Genomic DNA, 18,407 nt, shown 5'->3' with positions numbered 1-18,407 from the left:
GACTCCCTTAAATGACGAAAATCGACGAGCCAGTGGTCTTGCGCGATTCCAGGTCCCGGTGGGCCTGTACGGCATCCTGCAAGGCGTAGTGCTGGTTGATCTCGATCTTGATCCGGCCATTGCCGACGTGGTCGAACAATTCACCGGCCAGGGCCGCTTTTTCCGCAGGGTCGGCGATGTAATCGGCCAGCGCCGGGCGAGTCAGGAACAGCGAGCCTTTCATCGCCAGCATCACCGGGTCGAACGCCGGGATCGGGCCGGAAGCCGTACCGACGCAGACCATCAGGCCGCGGCGCTTGAGCGAATCCAGCGAACCCATGAAAGTGTTCTTGCCGACGCTGTCGAATACCACGTTGACGCCGACACCGTCCGTCAGTTCGCGAACGCGCTGGGCGACATCTTCATGGCTGTAATTGATCACATGGTCGCAGCCATGGGCCCGGGCGATTTCGCCCTTGACCTCGGTGGATACGGTGCCGATCACGGTCAGGCCCAGCAGCTTGGCCCACTGCGAAACGATCAGGCCGACCCCGCCGGCGGCAGCGTGCAGCAAAATGCTGTCGCCGACCTTGAAATCGTAGATGCGGCGCATCAGGTACGACGACGTCAGGCCGCGCATGGTCATGGCGGCGGCGGTCTCGAAACTGATGGTTTCCGGAAGTTTGATCAGCGGTGCCGCCGGGATCAGACGCTCGGTGCTGTAGGCCCCCAGCGTATTGAGAAACCCGGTATAGGTGACGCGATCACCCACTTGGACATTGGTCACCCCTTCGCCCACGGCCTGGACCACGCCGGACGCTTCGACCCCCATACCGTTCGGCAGCGGGATCGGGTAAGTGCCGTTGCGAAAGTAGGTGTCGGCATAGTTCAGGCCGACCGCCACGTGACGAAGACGAACCTGGCCCGGGCCCGGATCCCCCACTTCGACCTCTTCGTAACGAAGCACCTCGGGACCACCGGTTTCGTAAAAGCGAACGGCTTTGGCCATTTTTTCTTATTCTCCAATCTGCGTTTTGGCGAGTGCGTCGAATTGCGCTGATTGGACTGTAGGTCTGCGGCTCAGTCATCGCTTCTCATCAGACGACAACGGCTTTTCATTTCATGACAACCAGCCTGTTGTGCCAACGTTCACGATGCCCGCTGCGGGTGACTTATCGACTGCCGCTCGATAACCTTGCGCACCGCGAGTGCCTGACGCTGATTCAGGTCAAATCCCCCATCCAGACGAGCGACCCATGAAATCCCCCGCCGGTTTGCTGCTGTCGGGCATTGAGCTGGACCGTGCCAGCGCCATGCCCCTGTACCGCCAACTGTATTTGCAGATTCGCAAACAGATTCTCAGTGGGCGACTGCAAGGGGGCGTGCGCCTGCCATCGACCCGCACCTTGAGCAAAGAGCTGGACCTGTCGCGGATCACCATCCTCAATGCATTCGATCAACTGATTGCCGAAGGCTTTCTGGCGTCGCGGACCGGCGCCGGCACCTATGTCGGCAATGAGTGGGAAGACCGAGGCCTGACCGATGATCAGCCGCCACCCCAACCGCCGCGCCTGTCCGATCTGAGCCGCTCGATGCTGTCCATGCGCAGCCGTCATTTCCAGGGGGTGTCCTATGCCGGCTGGGCCGCCGGGACCCCGACCTCCTTCCTGCCGAGCCACAGTGCCTACGACGCGTTCCCACAAGCGGTCTGGAAACGTTTGATGAACCGCCATCTGCATAAGCCCACCAAGGCAATGCTTGGCTATGGCGAGCTGCAGGGTTTAACGGACCTGCGCAAGGCGATTGCCGACTACGTGTTTGATGCCCGTGGCATTGATTGCACTGCCGAGCAGGTGGTGATCGTTTCCGGCGCCCAGCAAGCCTTCAACCTGTTGGGCATGCTGCTGCTCAACCCGCAGGACAGTGTGTGGATGGAAGATCCGGGGCATATCGCGGCGCGCATTGCACTGCAGGCCCAGGGTGGCTTGTTGGTCCCCTTGCCTGTCGATGAACAGGGCATCGATGTCCAGCAAGGCCTGGCCCGCTGTCCTGATGCCCGCCTGGTATTCACCACACCGTCGCGCCAACACCCGCTGGGGGTCACCATGAGTTATGGGCGACGCCAGGAACTCATCGACTGGGCCGCGGCCCATCAAAGCTGGATCATCGAAGACGACTGCGACAGTGAGTTTCGCTACAGCGGCCGCCCGTTGCCTGCGCTCTATGCCATGGATCAGTGGGCCCGGGTCATCTATGTCGGCACCTTCAGCAAGGTGCTCTTCCCATCGCTGCGCCTGGGCTACGTGATCCTGCCGCAGGCCCTGGTCGAACCCTTCTGCACCTTGCGCGCGGTCATGGATCGCAGCCCGCCCACCCTGCTGCAGGCGGTGACGGCTGACTTCATGGGCGAAGGCCACTTCATCGGACATATTCGCCGCATGCGCGCGCTGTACCAGGCTCGGCAACAGGCACTGGTCGAGCAATTGCAGCGGCAATTGGGCGGATTTTTCCGGATCACGCTGGTGGAAGCCGGCATGCATCTGATCGCCTGGCTGCCACCCCAACTGAATGACGATGAGATCGCCAAGGAACTGGCCCGGCACAACATTCATACCTATGCCCTGAGCGACTACTGCCTTGAGCATGTGTTACCCCCTGCCCTGTTGATCGGCTTTGCCGGAACCCCCGAGGACCAGGCGCAAGCGCGCGTCGAAGCGCTGTTTCAGGCCTTGAGCAAAATGGGCTGCCTGCAACAGGCCCCTTGAAGCGCGGCAAGTGGTCTTATCAATTAACGGATAATGGATCTATCGAGAGTTCCTGACTGGCGCGATAAAGACGGCGCCGGTAGACCCGGCGTCTGAACCAGGAACGACTCGAATGAACAATAAGATCCAAGAGCGATTCAATGCCTTGCTCAGCCACAAGGTTGACGAGGCCGCAACCCCGCCCGCACTGACCGAGACACTGGCCCGCCAGTTGCTCGATCGACTGGCCCGACTGCGTCTGTTTGCGCATGCCTACCCCCTGCTGACCAATCTCACCCACGGCCGGGTCAAACCCGCCGACCTGCTGGACTTCGCCTATCGGCACGAGTTGCAGGGGCTCAGCCTGCACCTGCTCGATGGCGAGGAAAACAGCCTCAGCCAAATGACGCCCGCGCAATTGCAGGCATTCGCTGACAAGGCCAAGTCGCTGGCGCTCGATGTTCACCTGGAAATCAGCAGCACGCGCAAACAAGACGTCGATCAGGTCATCGCCATCGCCAAGGCCCTGGGCACCCGCAACATCCGCGTGTACTCACGTTATGAAGGGGCACTGTCCCGGGTCATGGACGTGATCGAGTCGGACTTGCATTACCTCGCGCAACAGGCGGACGCCCATGACCTGTTCTTTGATTTCGAGCAGCACGAAGAACTCAAGAGCGCCGAGATCGCGCAACTGCTGAACCGACTCGACCACCCTCGCCTGCATGCCTTGTTCGACTTCGGCAACATGATCAATGCCTGCGAACAACCCCTGCAGGCGCTGCGCACCCTCGGGCCGCACATCCGCCAGGTCCATCTCAAGGGGGTGCGCATCGTGCCCGAGCACAACGGCTTCGGCCATTACGGCGTGCTGCAGGGCTGCGACGAGGACGATCTGCCCAACGCCCGCATGTTGTTCGAACTGCTGATGCTGGGCGACTCAACCCCACAAGTGATCGCGTTCATCCTGGAGCAGGAAAACCATTACGTGGCGCCGGCGTTCCGCCAGACCGATGAAGCCGCCGATCCGTTTATCGCCTACCGGGAAATGAGTGAAACAGCGCTGCCTGCGGGCTACTCGCTGGAGCGAATGCTGGCCGACGAACACCGCTGGGCGAACAACCAGGTCGCCTACGTACGGGGTTTGCTGGCCGAGTTTCGAACCTTGGCCGAATTGACCCTGGCCCACGGCACCCAAGCCTGAACCTGACACTGCGTCCCTGATTTCGCCTGGAGAACAAAAATGACAACTCGTGACAAGGCCAAATGGCTCAGATTCCTGATTCTCATCCTCGGTGGCGGCACCATCTACAAGCTGGCCAGCCTCAAGGATGCCTTCTATGTGCCCATGCAAGAGTTCATGGGCTTGAGCCACACTGAAATCGGCTTGTTGTTGAGCGCCAATGCCATCATTGCCACGGCGCTGTTTGTCGTGGGCGGCATGCTTGCCGACCGATTCGACACACGCAAGTTGATTCCCCTGGGGCTGCTGGGCACCGGCAGCCTTGGTCTGTACCTGGCCACCTTTCCTCCGTTCAATAACCTGCTGATCGTGTTCTGTCTGCTGGCGGTCTGCGCCGATTGCATCTTCTGGCCATCGCTGCTCAAGGCGATCCGCAACCTTGGCGACGACAACGAACAGGGACGGCTATTCGGCCTTCTGGAAGGCGGGCGTGGCGTGATTGATACCGTGGTCGCCTTCTCCGCGCTGGGCGTGTTTGTCGCGATGGGCTCCGGTGAGGCCGGCCTGAAGTCGGCCATCCTCTTCTATTCGGTCATCGACATGATTGCCGGAACCCTGACCTGGTTCCTGCTCAAGGGCGGCACCCCACAGGCAGCCGCCAAGGCGAAGAACGGTTGGTCGAACCTGCTTGAAGCGGTCAAGGTACCGGGCATCTGGCTGGTCAGCCTCAACGTGTTCATGGTCTATATCGTCTACTGCGGGCTGACCTATTTCATTCCCTACCTCAAGGAGATGTATGGACTGCCGGTGGCACTGGTGGGCGCCTACGGCATCATGAATCAGTACTTCCTCAAGATCCTTGGCGGACCTGCCGGTGGCTTCATCGCGGACAAGCAGTTCAAGAGCACCAGTCGTTACTTGAAATGGGCATTCCTGGCCTTGTTGCCGCTGATGGGCGTGATCCTGCTGATCCCGAAAAGCCCGAGCTTCATCTACGCGGGCATGGCTGCCACGCTGTCTTTCGCGCTGATTGTGTTTTCCATGCGCGGCGTGTTCTGGGCGCCCATGGGTGAAGTCGGCATCCCTCAGCACATCACGGGCTCGGCCTTCGGCATCGGTTGTCTGATCGGTTATGCGCCAGGCATGTTCGCTTATGTGATCTACGGCACCCTGCTTGATCATTTCCCTGGTCAGCAGGGCTACAACTATGTCTTCAGCCTGATGAGCGTGTTGGCCATTGTTGGCTTCATGGTGTCCACCCTGCTGTACCGAACCGTGCAGAAAAAATCACCCGCTTGCGCGGGCGTGGCGGTACCTCAAGGGTAAACCTTCGCGGTACGCCGGAAGTGACCTGGACAGGGTCGCTTCCGGCAGCGCGCTGCCAGGTGATACGGCGCGATCAACGTTCCTTCGGCTCCTGGGCAGGCGCCGAATACCATTTCTCCCTCGGCACCCACTTCTCTTGTCGCGGGTCGCCAAGGTAGTGCGGCGACATGATTTGCACGCCGTACTCGTTGAACACATCCTGGATATTGGCGTGCAGCATGCTGAGCAACTCGGCACGCGGGCGCGGCTGGCTGGGGATGGCCTGGGCCACGAGGCGATACTCCGGGTAGAAATCCGACAAAGCGGTCTGAAACACTTGGGGCGTCGGCACTGCGAGAATCCCGGCGGTGCGTCTGGCGGCCTCCAGCAGCATGGCTTCGACCTGCCGCCACGGCGTGTCGTAGCCGATGGTCACCACTGTATCGACCACATAACCGGCGCCCTGCACGATCCGCGAATAGTTCTTGGTCACCGAGTTGGTGATCATCGAGTTGGGCAAGGTCAGCACCTCACCCAGGCCGGTACGGATGCGCGTGGTGAACATGCCCAGTTCGGTTACCGTGCCTTCGTATTCGCCGATGCGCACGAACTCCCCCGGTCGCAGGGTGCGTGTGTAGGTCAGAATCAGCCCCGACGCCGCCTGGCCAACCACACTGGTGGCGCCCAGGGAAATCATCAGGCCGAGCAGCACCGACAAACCCTTGAATGCATCGGTGCCCGCCCCCGGCAAGTACGGATAGGCCATGGCCAACGCAAACAACCAGATCGCCAGGGACATCAGCCGGGTGGTCGGCTGCAGGGTTTCCTCATTCAGCCAATTCAAGATGCCGGGGCCGGCCATGCGCCGCAACACTCGCTTGCTGAATGCGCTGACGCCCCGGGCGATGAAGAAAATCATCAGGGCCACGCCCAGCCCGGGAATCGCGCTGATAATGCTTTGGAACAGGTAGGTCGCGACCTCCAGCAGGTAGTTATTTAGGCTTTCGCCCCACGGCCGGGTATAGGGAAACCGCGACAGGACAAATCCCAGCCACTCGTAGGTCAACAGCAACACCACCAGCCAGCGCAGAAACCACAACACACGGCTGACCAGCGGGTAGAGGAAATTGGCATCGATGAGCTGCACGCGCCCCACGCTCAACGCCTTGGTGTGCCGATGCATCAACTCCGGGAGTTTTTTCAACAATTTGAGCCGCAGGTAAACCATGCCCCACAGCAGCGCGAAATAAAGGGTGGTGGCCAGCGTGACGGCGATCAACGCCCTGAGAATCAGTCGCAGGCTGCGCGCTTCCTGGGTTTCAGCGACTACCTGACGCAGGTTCTGCGCCGCTTGCTCGGCGGTCTCCAGGACTGACGCGGTGCCCAGGCTGTCGACGTCTTTGGGAGAGACAATGAACGCGCGCCGGTTGCCCAACAGCACCAGGTAACTGTTCTGGATCGGATCGATGCGGACGTTGAGATCGTCGGCTTCATCCAGCGCCTCGCGGATCACTGCGCCAGCACGCTTGACCCGCGATTGCGGCGGTTCTCCGAGTACCGTGGCACGGAACACCATGACACTGCGGTTGGCCACTTTGAGTTCGGCGGACGCGTCCGGGGCCTTGGGTGCGTCCTCGGCCCACAGATGCACCGGGCTCAATAAACAGAAAATGGCGATGACGACGGTGAGTCCCCTGATGCGCATGCTGAGTTCCTTCCCGCACAGGTTCAGAGTAATGGCTGATTTTCATCCTGGGGCCGATCTTCCACCCACTGCCAGAACAACTGATAGCCGACCGCAAGCACCACCGGGCCGATGAACAAGCCGAGGATGCCGCTGGTGACCATGCCGCCCAGGGCACCTATCAGTATCACCGGCATCGGCACGTCCACACCGCGCCCCAGCATCAAGGGTTTGAGTACGTTGTCCACCAGCCCCGCAACGAACACATAAATGGCGAACACGATGGTGCCGGTATTGGGGCCTTCAGTGGCGAACACATAAACGATGACCGGGATGGTGATCAGTGTCGCCGGCAGCTGCATGATGCCCAGTAACAACACACCCAATGCCAGCAACCCGGCAGCGGGCACGCCCTTGAAGACAAACCCCAAGCCCACCAGCAACATCTGGATGAAGGCGATGCCGACCACCCCGAGCGCCACGGCACGGATCGTTGCGGTGCACAGCGCCGCGATACTCGGGCCCCGGTCCGGGCCGCTGACGCGCGAGGCGATCTGGACCGCGCTACGGCTGCCGGCTTCGCCGTAGGCCATGAAGATGCCGGCGATGATCAGCGCAAAGATGAAAATGAGAAAGCCCATGCCGATTCCGGCCAGTTTACTCAGCAGCCCCAGGCTGATGCCTTTGATTTGCGGAATGTACTTCACGGTCAGGCTTGGCAGGTCAGTGGCTGCCTGCATCCAGATGACCGATATGGGTTTACCCACCAGTGGCCAGGTGGCGACGGAATCCGTCGGTGGGGGAATATGAAAGCCTTCGGTCTTGACCAGGATAATGGTGCTCTGGACCGAGTCGGCAACCGAGGCGCCCAACAGATAGACCGGCACCATGAGAATCAAAATGGCCACCAGCACGATCAGGGTCGCAATGAATCCATCTTTGTGCCCCAGCGGCCCCCTGAGCCGCGTTTGCAACGGGTAAAGCGTGATCGCCAGGATCAACGACCACAACATCAAGTCGCGAAACGGTCGGAAAATCTCGAAGCAAAACAGCACCATGACGACAATCAGTCCGGCACGGATCATTACGTCAAGCAGGCCGCGGGACAAGGTTTTCACTGTGATCGATGTGGGCACCATGGCTGTCTCCTCACGGTTCGCCGTGTAGTGGGCGAATCTGTTAGCCCAGCATAGACGCACATTGCACGGCGCGAAGGATCAACGCAGCTTCAGTGGATCGACCATGTTCGCCGCTATGGCCATGCCCACCAGGTCCGGTAACGTATTGGCCTGCATGCGTTTCATGACGCGCGAGCGATACAGATCGACGGTCTTTGCACTCACGCCCAGTTGCTCGGCGATTTCGCGGGTGGTGTAGCCCTGCACCAGAGGCAACATGACGTCGCGTTCCCGTGGAGTCAGCGTCAGCAAGCGTGCCTGCAAGGCCTGATTGCCGGACCGCTGCGTGGCGCAACTGCTCAGCGCCTGCTGCACGCTGTCGAGCAGCAACTGCTCGTTGTAGGGCTTTTCGATGAAGTCATGGGCGCCCGCCTTGAAGGCACGGACCACGATTGGCACATCGGCGTGGCCGCTGACGAAAATGATCGGCAGGTTCAACTCACGCACGCGCATTTCTTCCTGTACGTTCAACCCCCCCATGCCGGGCATGCGTACGTCGAGAATCACGCAGGCATCGAGACTGGCGTCGCAGGCATCGAGGAACTCGACACCACTGGTAAACGGCAAGGCCTTGAGACCGACCGACTCCAATAACCACACGGTTGATTCGAGCATGCCCTGGTCATCGTCGACCACATACACCACGTGCTCCGTCGCACCTGCCATTACGTCATTCCTGTTGTTGTTTTGTTGGACCGGCAAGCGGCAGGCGGCAACACATCAGCAACCCGACAGGCTGGCGCCGGGCCTGCAGTTCGCCACCGAAACCCTCGATGATGCTGCGGCTCATGGACAAGCCGAGCCCCAGGCCATCGGCCTTGCTGGTGTAGAACGGGGTAAAAATCTGCTCCAGTTCGGGCTCGCCGACCCCCGGCCCCTGGTCTCGCACACTGATTTCCAGGGTGCCACCACTGCCCTGCTCCACCGCCATCACGATCAGCGAAGGCTGGCCAGGATGTTGCTCGCGATTAGCGTCGATGGCATTGCGCAGCAAATTGAGCAACACCTGCTCAAGCAACACGCGGTCGGCATAAACGGGCGGCAGATTATCCGGCAGTCGATCCTCGATTGTCACTTGGCAATTGCTCGCCTCCCAGGCACACAAACGCACCGATTCACGGGCGACTTCGGTCAGGTTCAGCGCCTGCATGCGACGCTGCCCCTTGCGCAGAAACGCGCGCAGACGCCGGATCACTTCAGACGCATGGGTGGCGTGATGGGTAATGCGCTCCAGGCCTTGCGCCACCCTGGCGGCCGCCTGGGGATTGCTGCCCAGGGTCTGCAAATAGCGTTGGCTCGCATTGGCGTAATTCACCACGGCAGCCAGTGGCTGGTTGATTTCATGGGCAATCCCCGAGGCCAGTTCGCCCAGCGTCACCAACCGCGCGGTGTGCGCCAGCTCATCCTGATGGCGACGTTGTTGCACTTCGCGCAGCTCCCTCTCGGTCATGTCCCGTGCCACCAGCGAGTAATAGCGCTCGCCGCCGGCGGAACGGTGCGCCAGCAACACCAGCGACACGGGCACCGATGTGCCGCCGCCAGGCGGCTGCAAGCGCGCATCGGTGCTCCAGACGCCATCGCGTTCGGCGCTGCTCCAGCCGTCACGTTGCAGGCGCCCCAGGTCGCTACTGGCGAACAACTCGGCCAGGGCTGGCATCGCTTGCTGCTCATCGATGCCGAGGATGCGCCGCGCCGCCGGGTTGAGGTAAGTGACTTGGCCCTTGGGGTCGATGAACAGCACCGGATCGGTGTTGGCCTCCACCACCTCGGCCAGTCGTCGCTTGTTTTCCTCGGCCTGCACCCGCGCCGTGATGTCCCTGGAGACGCTGACCACTTCGACCACCGCTCCGGTGTAGGTCTCGCGTATCGCGCGGCAGGCGGTTTCGAACCACAGGTAATGCCCGTCGCGATGACGGATGCGATAGGTCATCGTGTGATATCCATCCTGCTCCAGCGCATCGCGCGCGCGCTGAACCAGGTTGGCGAGGTCCTGCCCATGGAACAGGCCTTGGGCCATTTGTCCGCGCAATTCCTCGGGCCAGTAGCCGAGCAAGGTCCAGGACGCGGGCGAGGCATCGAGAAAGCGCCCGTCCGGCGTGTGCCGGGAAATCAGGTCAGTGGTGTTTTCGATGATCAGCCGGTACAGCCGGCGAGCGGTGGCCGCTTCCCGCTCCGCCAGCACCTGGGTCGTGGCGTGCCGGCAACGGGCGAGCACGCGGTTATCCTGGGGATCGGGGATGAAGGTCCAGATCAGTATTTGCTCTTCGAACTGTGCCTCGACGCCTTCGATGGCACGTTGCTGATCCAGGCTCGCGCGCACCAACACCCGATGATTGACCGGTAAAAAGCCCAACACATCGGTCAACGGCTTTTCGCCAAGCAAGGCCAATAGCGCCGCGTTGAACTCCAGCGGCCGGCCCTGTGCATCGAGCAACAGGCTCGGTTGCGGATCATGGCCCAGCAACGGCGAACCGCGCAGCATGCCATTGACGCTGGTCAGCAATGTCGTCAACAAATCCTGCACCCAGCCCAGCCAGTCGAGACTCACACCCTCGCGCACTTCCACCAGCAACAACCCGGCCTGCCCCGGCTGCAAGGCCAGATCGAACACCTGTCCATGGCTGATGGCCGCTCGACGCAATCGGCCCGACAACCAGCAGTCAAGTTGACGGACTTGAGCCAGATCCAGGCGCCCGGCTTCGACCAGATGCTCAAACAGCAACTGATCGCTGGCCAGCGCCGGGTCGCCCAGGCCCGGTGGAAAGTGCTGGGCCGAGCCCTCGTGACCGTAGATCCGCGCACCGGGCTGCCAACTGAGATAAACCGCACGCTGCACTTCCGGGCAATCCTGAAGGGCACGACACAACGCATCGGCGCGGGCCGACAACGCCACGCCTTCGCGCTGCAGGCGCAACCAGCTGTGCAATCGAACGGGGGTCAGGGTCATCGCGGGTCCACTTTGTCAGGAAAACCAAGCATATACCGGCTTTGGAGATGCCGCGGCATTGATTTGGATCGGAAAGAATGAAATATAGTAGAACTACTATACGCCCTAGGTTGTACTTCCATACGTATAGCTGGATGTTATATAACGTACTCCGGACATCAAGGTGCCCTCAGCGACTGCCTCGCGAGATCACCCATAGAGCTAACAATAAGCCACCGAGTACCCGAAAATGTCGATCTATGAGCAAGGGTTAGACCCTTCGGCTGTCAATCACATTGCCCTGTCTCCGCTCAGCTTCATCGAGCGCACTGCCAACGTTTATCCCCACTACCCCGCCGTCATCCACGGCTCGATCCGCCGTACCTGGGCGCAGACCTACGCCCGCTGCCGGCGACTGGCCTCTGCCCTGGCCGGTCGCGGCATCGGCAAGGACGACACGGTGGCAGTGATGCTGCCCAACATTCCCGAGATGCTTGAGGTGCATTTCGGCGTGCCGATGATCGGTGCCGTACTCAACCCGCTCAACGTTCGTCTGGATGCCGAGGCCATCGCCTTCATGCTCCAGCATGGCGAAGCCAAGGTGTTGATTACCGACCGTGAGTTCCACAACGTGATCCGCGCAGCGATCGGCATGCTCGATCACCCGCCGCTGGTAATCGACGTCAACGACCCGGAATACGGCGAAGGCCAGGCCGTCAGCGATCTGGACTACGAAGCGCTGTTGGCCGAAGGCGATCCGGATTTTGCCTGGAAATGGCCAACCGACGAGTGGCAAGCCATCTCCCTGAACTACACCTCCGGCACCACCGGTAATCCCAAGGGCGTGGTTTACCACCATCGCGGTGCCTATCTGAACTCATTGGGCAACCAGATGACCTGGGCCATGGGCAACCACCCTGTGTACCTCTGGACGTTGCCGATGTTCCATTGCAACGGCTGGTGCTACCCCTGGACCATCACCGCAATGGCCGGTGTGCATGTGTTCCTGCGCCGGGTCGACCCGCAGAAAATCCTGACGCTGATTCGCGAACATCAGATCACTCACCTGTGTGGTGCACCGATCGTGCTCAACGCCCTGGTGAACATGCCGGAATCGGCGAAAGCGGCCATCGATCATCCGGTCAACGCCATGGTTGCCGGCGCCGCGCCGCCCGCCAAAGTGATCGGCGCCGTCGAAGCGATGGGCATCAAGGTCACTCACGTGTATGGCCTGACCGAAACCTACGGCCCGGTGACGATTTGCGCCTGGCATGCCGAATGGGACGAGTTGCCCCTGGATGAGCGGGCGCAGATCAAGTCTCGTCAAGGCGTGCGCTACCCCACCCTGGAAGGCGTGATGGTCGCTGATTCGGCGACCCTGGAGCCGACCCCGCGCGATGGCCTGACCATCGGTGAGATCTTCATGCGCGGCAATACCGTGATGAAGGGCTACCTGAAGAACCCGTCCGCCACTGCCGAAGCATTCGAAGGGGGCTGGTTCCACACCGGCGACCTGGCGGTGTGTCATCCCGACGGCTACGTCGAGATCAAGGATCGCCTCAAGGACATCATCATTTCCGGCGGCGAGAACATTTCCACCATCGAACTCGAAGGTGTGCTCTACCGCCATCCGGGTGTGCTGGAAGCCGCGGTGGTTGCCCGTCCCGATGAAAAATGGGGCGAAACGCCCTGCGCCTTCATCACACTCAAGACCGATCACCAGGACGTTTGCGAGGCAGACATCATCACTTTCTGTCGCGAACACCTGGCCGGCTTCAAAGTGCCGCGCACCGTGATCTTTACCCTGTTGCCGAAGACATCCACCGGCAAGATCCAGAAGTACGTGTTGCGCGACCGGGCCGCCGCGCTCTAACCCGAAACAACGATGTACCCCACGGGCGGCAGGTGTTCAACCTGCCGCCTCGGGTTCGTGCACGCCGAATTCGGCGCTGCCGGGCCCACCACGGACCGATAACAAAAACAAAAGTGGAGCTACTGATGATCGACATCCATTCAACCGATACCCAACGTTGCGAACGCATTCGCAACAATCCCAAATTCCTTGAGCTGGTGAGCAGTCGTTCGCGCCTGGCCTGGTCGTTGAGTGCCGCCGTGCTGGGCACTTACTACCTGTTCATGCTGATTGTGGCGTTTGCCCCGCAGTGGCTGCACGCGCCGCTCGGCGAGCATCGGATGTTGACGCTCGGCATGCCGGTAGGCGCGGCAATCATCGTGTTTTCCTGGCTGCTGACCGGCTGGTATGTCTACAGCGCCAATACGCGCTTCGATGTCCTGGGCGCCGCCATTCTCGAGGAGAGCAAATGATGACCCTGTTCAACAAGCTCATCCTCGGCACTCTCGGCCTGTTGCCGGCCTCTGTCGTACTCGCCGCACCGGCCCTGGGGGCGGTGGAAAAACAGCCGCTCAACCTGAATGCGATCGGCATGTTCTTCGTCTTCGTCCTGGGCACGCTGGCCATTACCTGGTGGGCGGCGCGTCAAACCCAATCCACTTCGGACTTCTACACGGCCGGCGGCGGTATCAGCGGCTTTCAGAATGGCCTGGCGATTGCCGGTGACTACATGTCGGCAGCCACCCTGCTGGGGCTATCCAGCCTGGTGTTCGCCAAGGGCTACGACGGTTTCATTTATACCATCGGCTTCTTCGTCGGCTGGCCGATCATCACCTTCCTGATGGCCGAGCGTCTGCGCAATCTGGGGCGCTATACCTTCGCCGACATCGTTTCCTATCGGCTGGACCAGAACAAGGTGCGGATCTTCGCGGCCTTCGGTTCATTGACGGTGGTGTGCTGCTACCTGATCGTGCAGATGGTCGGTGCGGGTCAGTTGATCAAGCTGCTGTTCGGTCTCGACTACCCGGTGGCGGTGGTGATCGTCGGTGCGCTGATGCTGGTGTATGTGATCTTCGGCGGCATGATCGCCACCACCTGGGTGCAGATCATCAAGGCCGTGCTGTTGCTGGCCGGTGGCACCACCCTCGCGGTGATGGCGATGTCGCAGTTCGGTTTCAGCTACGAGACCCTGGCCGACAAAGCCGTACAGGCCCACGCCAGCGGCTGGAACATCATGGGCCCAGGCTCGATGCTCGCCGATCCGATCAACACCGCGTCGATGTCCCTGGGCCTGGTGTTCGGCATCGCCGGCCTGCCGCACATTCTCATGCGCTTCTTCACCGTGCCTAACGCCAAAGAGGCGCGTAAATCGGTGTTCTACGCCACCGGTTTCATCGGTTTCTTCTTCCTGGTGGTGTGCACCCTGGGCTTTGCCGCGATGGTGATCATCGGCACCGATCCGCAGTACTACGTCAACGGTGAAGTCGGCGGCGCCCTGATTGGCGGCGGCAACATGGTGGCCATGCACCTGGCCAAAGCGGTCGGCGGCAACCTGTTCTTCGGCTTCCTCGCGGCGGTCGCCTTCGCCACCATCCTGGCGGTGGTGTCCGGGCTGGCACTGGCCGGTGCTTCGGCGATCTCCCATGACCTCTACGCCACCGTGTTCAAGAAGGGCAAGGCCAGCGAGAAACAGGAAATGCGCGTCACACGCATGGCCACGGTAGGCCTGGGCATCATCGCGATTCTGCTGGGCATTCTGTTCGAGAAGATGAATGTCGCGTTCCTCGTGGGCCTGACCTTCGGCATCGCCGCGTCGACCAACTTTCCGGTGCTGATCATGGCCATGTACTGGAAAGGCCTGACCACCAAAGGCGCGATCATCGGCGGTTTTGCCGGCCTGGTTTGCGCGCTGGTGCTGGTGATCCTCTCGCCAGCGGTCTGGGTCACTGTGCTCGGTCATGCTCACGCGATCTTCCCGTATGACCACCCGGCGCTGTTTTCCATGCCGCTGGCGTTCCTGGTGATCGTCGTGGTGTCCAGGCTCGACCGCAGCGTGCGCGCCGACAAGGAGCGTGATGCCTTCGCTGACCAGTTCGTCCGCGCCCAGACCGGTCTCGGTGCCGCCGCCGCTTCCAGTCACTGATCGAAAAGGCACGGCCCGCCCATGCGGCGCCGTGCCCGTTGCACAACCGTCCCAACGAGGTTCACGTTATGCCCCAATTCAATGCCCCACTGCGCGACATGCGCTTTGTGCTGCATGAAGTATTCGACGCACCGGCCCTGTGGGCGCGCCTGCCGGCCCTGGCCGACACCGTCGACGCCGATACGGCCGACGCCATTCTTGAAGAAGCGGCGAAAGTCACCTCGCACTTGATTGCACCGCTCAATCGCAGCGGTGATGAAGAAGGCGCGCAGTGGCATGAAGGCCAAGTCACCACGCCCATCGGCTTCAAGCAGGCTTACACCACCTACATCGAAGGCGGCTGGGTGGGTTTGTCCGGTAATGCCGAGTTCGGCGGCATGGGCATGCCGAAGATGCTCGCGGTGCAGTTCGAAGAGATGCTCTACGGCGCCAACTCGAGCTTTGCGCTGTATTCGGCCTTGAGTTCCGGTGCCTGCCTGGCGCTGGATGCCCATGCCAGCGAGACCCTGAAAAACCTCTATCTGCCGCCGATGTATGAAGGTCGCTGGGCCGGTTCCATGTGCCTGACCGAAGCCCACGCCGGCACCGACCTGGGGCTCATCCGCACCCGCGCCGAGCCTCATGCCGATGGCAGCTACGCCATCACCGGCAGCAAGATTTTCATCACCGGTGGCGATCAGGACCTGACTGAAAACATCGTGCACCTGGTGCTGGCCAAGCTGCCGGATGCGCCGGCTGGCCCGAAAGGCATCTCGCTGTTTCTGGTGCCGAAAGTGCTGGTCAATGCCGACGGCTCCCTGGGCGCCGGCAATGCCGTGAGTTGTGGTTCGATCGAACACAAGATGGGCATCAAGGCGTCGGCCACCTGCGTGATGAACTTCGATGGCGCCAGCGGCTGGTTGATCGGTGAGGCGAACAAAGGCCTGGCGGCGATGTTCACCATGATGAACTACGAACGCCTGTCCATCGGCATTCAGGGCATCGGTTGTGCCGAGGCGTCCTACCAAAGCGCCGTGGCATATGCCCGCGAACGCATTCAGAGCCGCTCGCCGACCGGTGCCATGGCCCCGGGCAAAGCAGCCGACCCGATCATCGTTCACCCTGACGTGCGCCGCATGTTGCTGAGCATGAAAGCCATGACTGAAGGCGGCCGCGCGTTCGCCAGTTATGTCGGGCAGCAACTGGACCTGGCGAAGTTTTCCGACGATGCCTGGGAACGCGAAAGCGCACAGGACCTGGTCGCGTTGCTGACACCGGTGGCCAAGGCGTTTTTTACCGACACCGGGCTGGAAAGCTGTGTCAACGGCCAGCAAGTGTTCGGTGGCCATGGCTACATCCGCGAATGGGGCCAGGAGCAGTTGGTGCGTGACGTGCGCATCGCGCAGATTTATGAAGGCACCAACGGCATCCAGGCGCTGGACCTGCTCGGCCGCAAGGTGCTGGCCGACAAGGGGCTGGCGCTGCGCCAATTCACCGGGGAGATTCGCCGCTTTGCCACCCAGCCGAACGCCCCCTATGCCGCTCAACTGCTCGACGCAGTGCGGTGCCTGGAGGACCTGAGCGACTGGCTGCAGGATCGCGCGGCGACCAATCGCAACGAAGTCGGTGCCGCTTCGGTGGAATACCTGCACCTCTTCGGTTACGTCGCCTACGCCTGGCTCTGGGCGCGGATGGCTCAGGTCGCCCTGCAAAAACGCAGTGAAGACGAAGGTTTTTATGGCGCGAAAATCGCCACCGCCGACTTCTACATCCACCGCCTGCTGCCACGCATCTTGAGCCTGGAGCAATCCATTCGCGCTGGCAGTGGTCCTTTGTACGGCTTGAGCGCCGAACAGTTCTGACGTTTTCACCAACGCGGCGTCAGCTCCTCTCATTTTGGCGCCGCGTTTTTTATTCATAAGCCCTTGCCGCCATGGCGAGGGCCGCTGTGCCCGTCCTTTCAACAATAAAAAAACAAAGGGGCTTCATCATGGACCGCAATACCTGCACTCTCTCGACCCGACTGCTGCTTGCCGGCGGTATCATCAGTCTCTCGGCTCCCGCCTCTGCTGACTTCGTCAAGGACAGCAAGGCCAGCCTCGAGCTGCGTAACTTCTACTTCAACCGGGATTACCGCCAGGACAACGCTGCGCAATCCAAACAAGAGGAATGGGCGCAAGGTTTCCTGCTGCGCTATGAGTCCGGTTTTACCGAAGGGTTGATCGGTGTCGGTTTCGATGCCATCGGCCTGCTGGGCGTCAAGCTCGATTCCAGCCCTGATCGCGCCGGCTCCGGCCTGCTCAAACGGCATAGCGACACGAGCAAAGGCGCTCAGGACGAATACGGCGAAATGGGTGTGACGGCAAAGCTGCGTGCATCCAAAAGCACGCTGAAACTCGGCACGTTGCTGCCCAAGGTGCCAACGGTATTGGCCAACGACTCACGGTTGTTGCCACAAACGTTCGAAGGCGGTCAGTTGACCTCGATGGAAATCGAAGGCCTGACCATCGATGGCGGACGGCTGACACAGGTCAATCAGCGCGACTCTTCGAACTATGAAGACATGGGCATTACCCGAACCGGCGCCAAGGGCATCACCAGTCGCCATTTGACGAGCGACAGCTTCGACTTCGCCAGCCTGAGCTACAAGTGGACCAGCAATCTGACCACCGGCTATGCCTACGGCCACCTCGATAACTTCTATGACCAGCACATGGTCAACCTGACTTACCTGCTGCCAGTGACCGCTGGCCAGTCATTGAAGACGGACCTGCGCTTTGCCCGTTCGACCGACGATGGCGGCAGCAATATCGACAACAATGCGTTCGGCGCCATGTTCACCTATAGCCTGGGCGGCCATGCCTTCGGCCTGGGCTATCAGGGCATGAGCGGTGACACCGGGTTTGCCTATATCAACGGAGCCGATGCATTCCTGGTGAACTTCGTCCAGATCGGCGACTTCGCCAGCAAGGACGAACAGTCCTGGCAGGCGCGCTACGACTACAACTTCGCAGCCGTCGGCGTGCCCGGCCTGACCTTCATGACCCGCTACATCAACGGTTCCAACATTGACCTGGGCAGCAATCGGCCCGAAGGCAAGGAATGGGAGCGCGATACCGACATTGGCTACGTGGTCCAGAGCGGCCCGTTGAAGAATGTCGGGGTGAAATGGCGCAACGCGACCGTGCGTTCGAGCCACTTTGGCAGCGACCTCGATGAAAACCGCTTGATCCTCAGCTACACCTTACCGATCTGGTAAACCCCGAAATGTCGTTCCCACGCTTGCGTGGGAACGACAAACACAGCCCCCTCGAAAAACATGTCTGACACAGCACACCGATTCAATATTCCCGGCTGAATCTACGCAATCATGCACGCCTCGTTTCCCGTAAGCCCGCAAGGAAACTGCATTGCAAGATCAACGAATCGGACCG

Annotated in this window: 13 protein-coding genes; 8 read left to right on the top strand and 5 right to left on the bottom strand. The window is 60.9% G+C overall.

What is annotated here, in order from left to right; all coding sequences use genetic code 11:
• Positions 1 to 7: 7 nt before the first annotated feature.
• On the bottom strand, positions 8 to 988 hold the full coding sequence (locus GQ39_RS08620) for a quinone oxidoreductase family protein (protein ID WP_047528884.1): 981 nt from the start codon (positions 986 to 988) through the stop codon (positions 8 to 10).
• Between the two features lie 247 nt (positions 989 to 1,235).
• On the opposite strand from GQ39_RS08620, the gene pdxR reads away from it, so the two are divergent.
• From pdxR to GQ39_RS08605, 3 genes are all read left to right on the top strand, one after another.
• Entirely contained in the window at positions 1,236 to 2,744 is a 1,509-nt protein-coding gene (pdxR, locus tag GQ39_RS08615; RefSeq protein WP_047528882.1) for a MocR-like pyridoxine biosynthesis transcription factor PdxR, read from the top strand.
• Between the two features lie 112 nt (positions 2,745 to 2,856).
• The gene (locus tag GQ39_RS08610; RefSeq protein ID WP_047528881.1) at positions 2,857 to 3,927 is read left to right on the top strand and encodes a sugar phosphate isomerase/epimerase family protein; all 1,071 of its coding nucleotides are present in this window, start codon (positions 2,857 to 2,859) and stop codon (positions 3,925 to 3,927) included.
• Positions 3,928 to 3,966: 39 nt separating this feature from the next.
• Positions 3,967 to 5,232, top strand: a complete 1,266-nt coding sequence (locus GQ39_RS08605; protein WP_047528880.1) for an MFS transporter — start codon at positions 3,967 to 3,969, stop codon at positions 5,230 to 5,232.
• Between the two features lie 73 nt (positions 5,233 to 5,305).
• On the opposite strand, the gene GQ39_RS08600 is transcribed toward GQ39_RS08605, so the two are convergent.
• The 4 genes from GQ39_RS08600 to GQ39_RS08585 all read right to left on the bottom strand — a co-directional run bounded on the left by GQ39_RS08600 (position 5,306) and on the right by GQ39_RS08585 (position 11,020).
• Positions 5,306 to 6,916, bottom strand: a complete 1,611-nt coding sequence (locus GQ39_RS08600; protein WP_047528879.1) for a mechanosensitive ion channel family protein — start codon at positions 6,914 to 6,916, stop codon at positions 5,306 to 5,308.
• Positions 6,917 to 6,939: 23 nt separating this feature from the next.
• On the bottom strand, positions 6,940 to 8,034 hold the full coding sequence (locus tag GQ39_RS08595; RefSeq protein ID WP_047528877.1) for an AI-2E family transporter: 1,095 nt from the start codon (positions 8,032 to 8,034) through the stop codon (positions 6,940 to 6,942).
• 78 nt (positions 8,035 to 8,112) lie between these two features.
• Positions 8,113 to 8,739 carry a response regulator transcription factor gene (locus GQ39_RS08590; protein ID WP_047528875.1) on the bottom strand — a complete coding sequence of 209 codons (627 nt, stop codon included), beginning with the start codon at positions 8,737 to 8,739 and terminating at the stop codon, positions 8,113 to 8,115.
• A 4-nt stretch (positions 8,740 to 8,743) separates the two neighbouring features.
• Complete coding sequence (locus tag GQ39_RS08585; protein ID WP_047528873.1) at positions 8,744 to 11,020, bottom strand: PAS domain-containing sensor histidine kinase; 2,277 nt, start codon at positions 11,018 to 11,020, stop codon at positions 8,744 to 8,746.
• A 229-nt stretch (positions 11,021 to 11,249) separates the two neighbouring features.
• Between GQ39_RS08585 and GQ39_RS08580 the strand changes: the two genes are divergently transcribed.
• From GQ39_RS08580 to GQ39_RS08560, 5 genes are all read left to right on the top strand, one after another.
• A complete protein-coding gene (locus GQ39_RS08580) occupies positions 11,250 to 12,872 on the top strand; it encodes an acyl-CoA synthetase (protein WP_047528872.1) in 1,623 nt (540 codons plus the stop codon).
• A gap of 125 nt (positions 12,873 to 12,997) precedes the next feature.
• The gene (locus GQ39_RS08575) at positions 12,998 to 13,324 is read left to right on the top strand and encodes a DUF485 domain-containing protein (protein WP_052193517.1); all 327 of its coding nucleotides are present in this window, start codon (positions 12,998 to 13,000) and stop codon (positions 13,322 to 13,324) included.
• A complete protein-coding gene (locus tag GQ39_RS08570) occupies positions 13,324 to 14,994 on the top strand; it encodes a cation acetate symporter (protein ID WP_047528870.1) in 1,671 nt (556 codons plus the stop codon). The genes GQ39_RS08575 and GQ39_RS08570 overlap by 1 nt, the downstream gene beginning before the upstream one ends.
• A 68-nt stretch (positions 14,995 to 15,062) precedes the next feature.
• Positions 15,063 to 16,835, top strand: a complete 1,773-nt coding sequence (locus GQ39_RS08565; RefSeq protein WP_047528868.1) for an acyl-CoA dehydrogenase C-terminal domain-containing protein — start codon at positions 15,063 to 15,065, stop codon at positions 16,833 to 16,835.
• Between the two features lie 128 nt (positions 16,836 to 16,963).
• Entirely contained in the window at positions 16,964 to 18,232 is a 1,269-nt protein-coding gene (locus tag GQ39_RS08560) for an OprD family porin (protein WP_047528866.1), read from the top strand.
• Positions 18,233 to 18,407 lie beyond the last annotated feature (175 nt).

This window comes from Pseudomonas sp. 11/12A (assembly GCF_000800055.1).
Taxonomy (GTDB): Bacteria; Pseudomonadota; Gammaproteobacteria; order Pseudomonadales; family Pseudomonadaceae; genus Aquipseudomonas; species Aquipseudomonas mohnii.
This window is presented reverse-complemented; position numbering and strand designations above follow the sequence as displayed.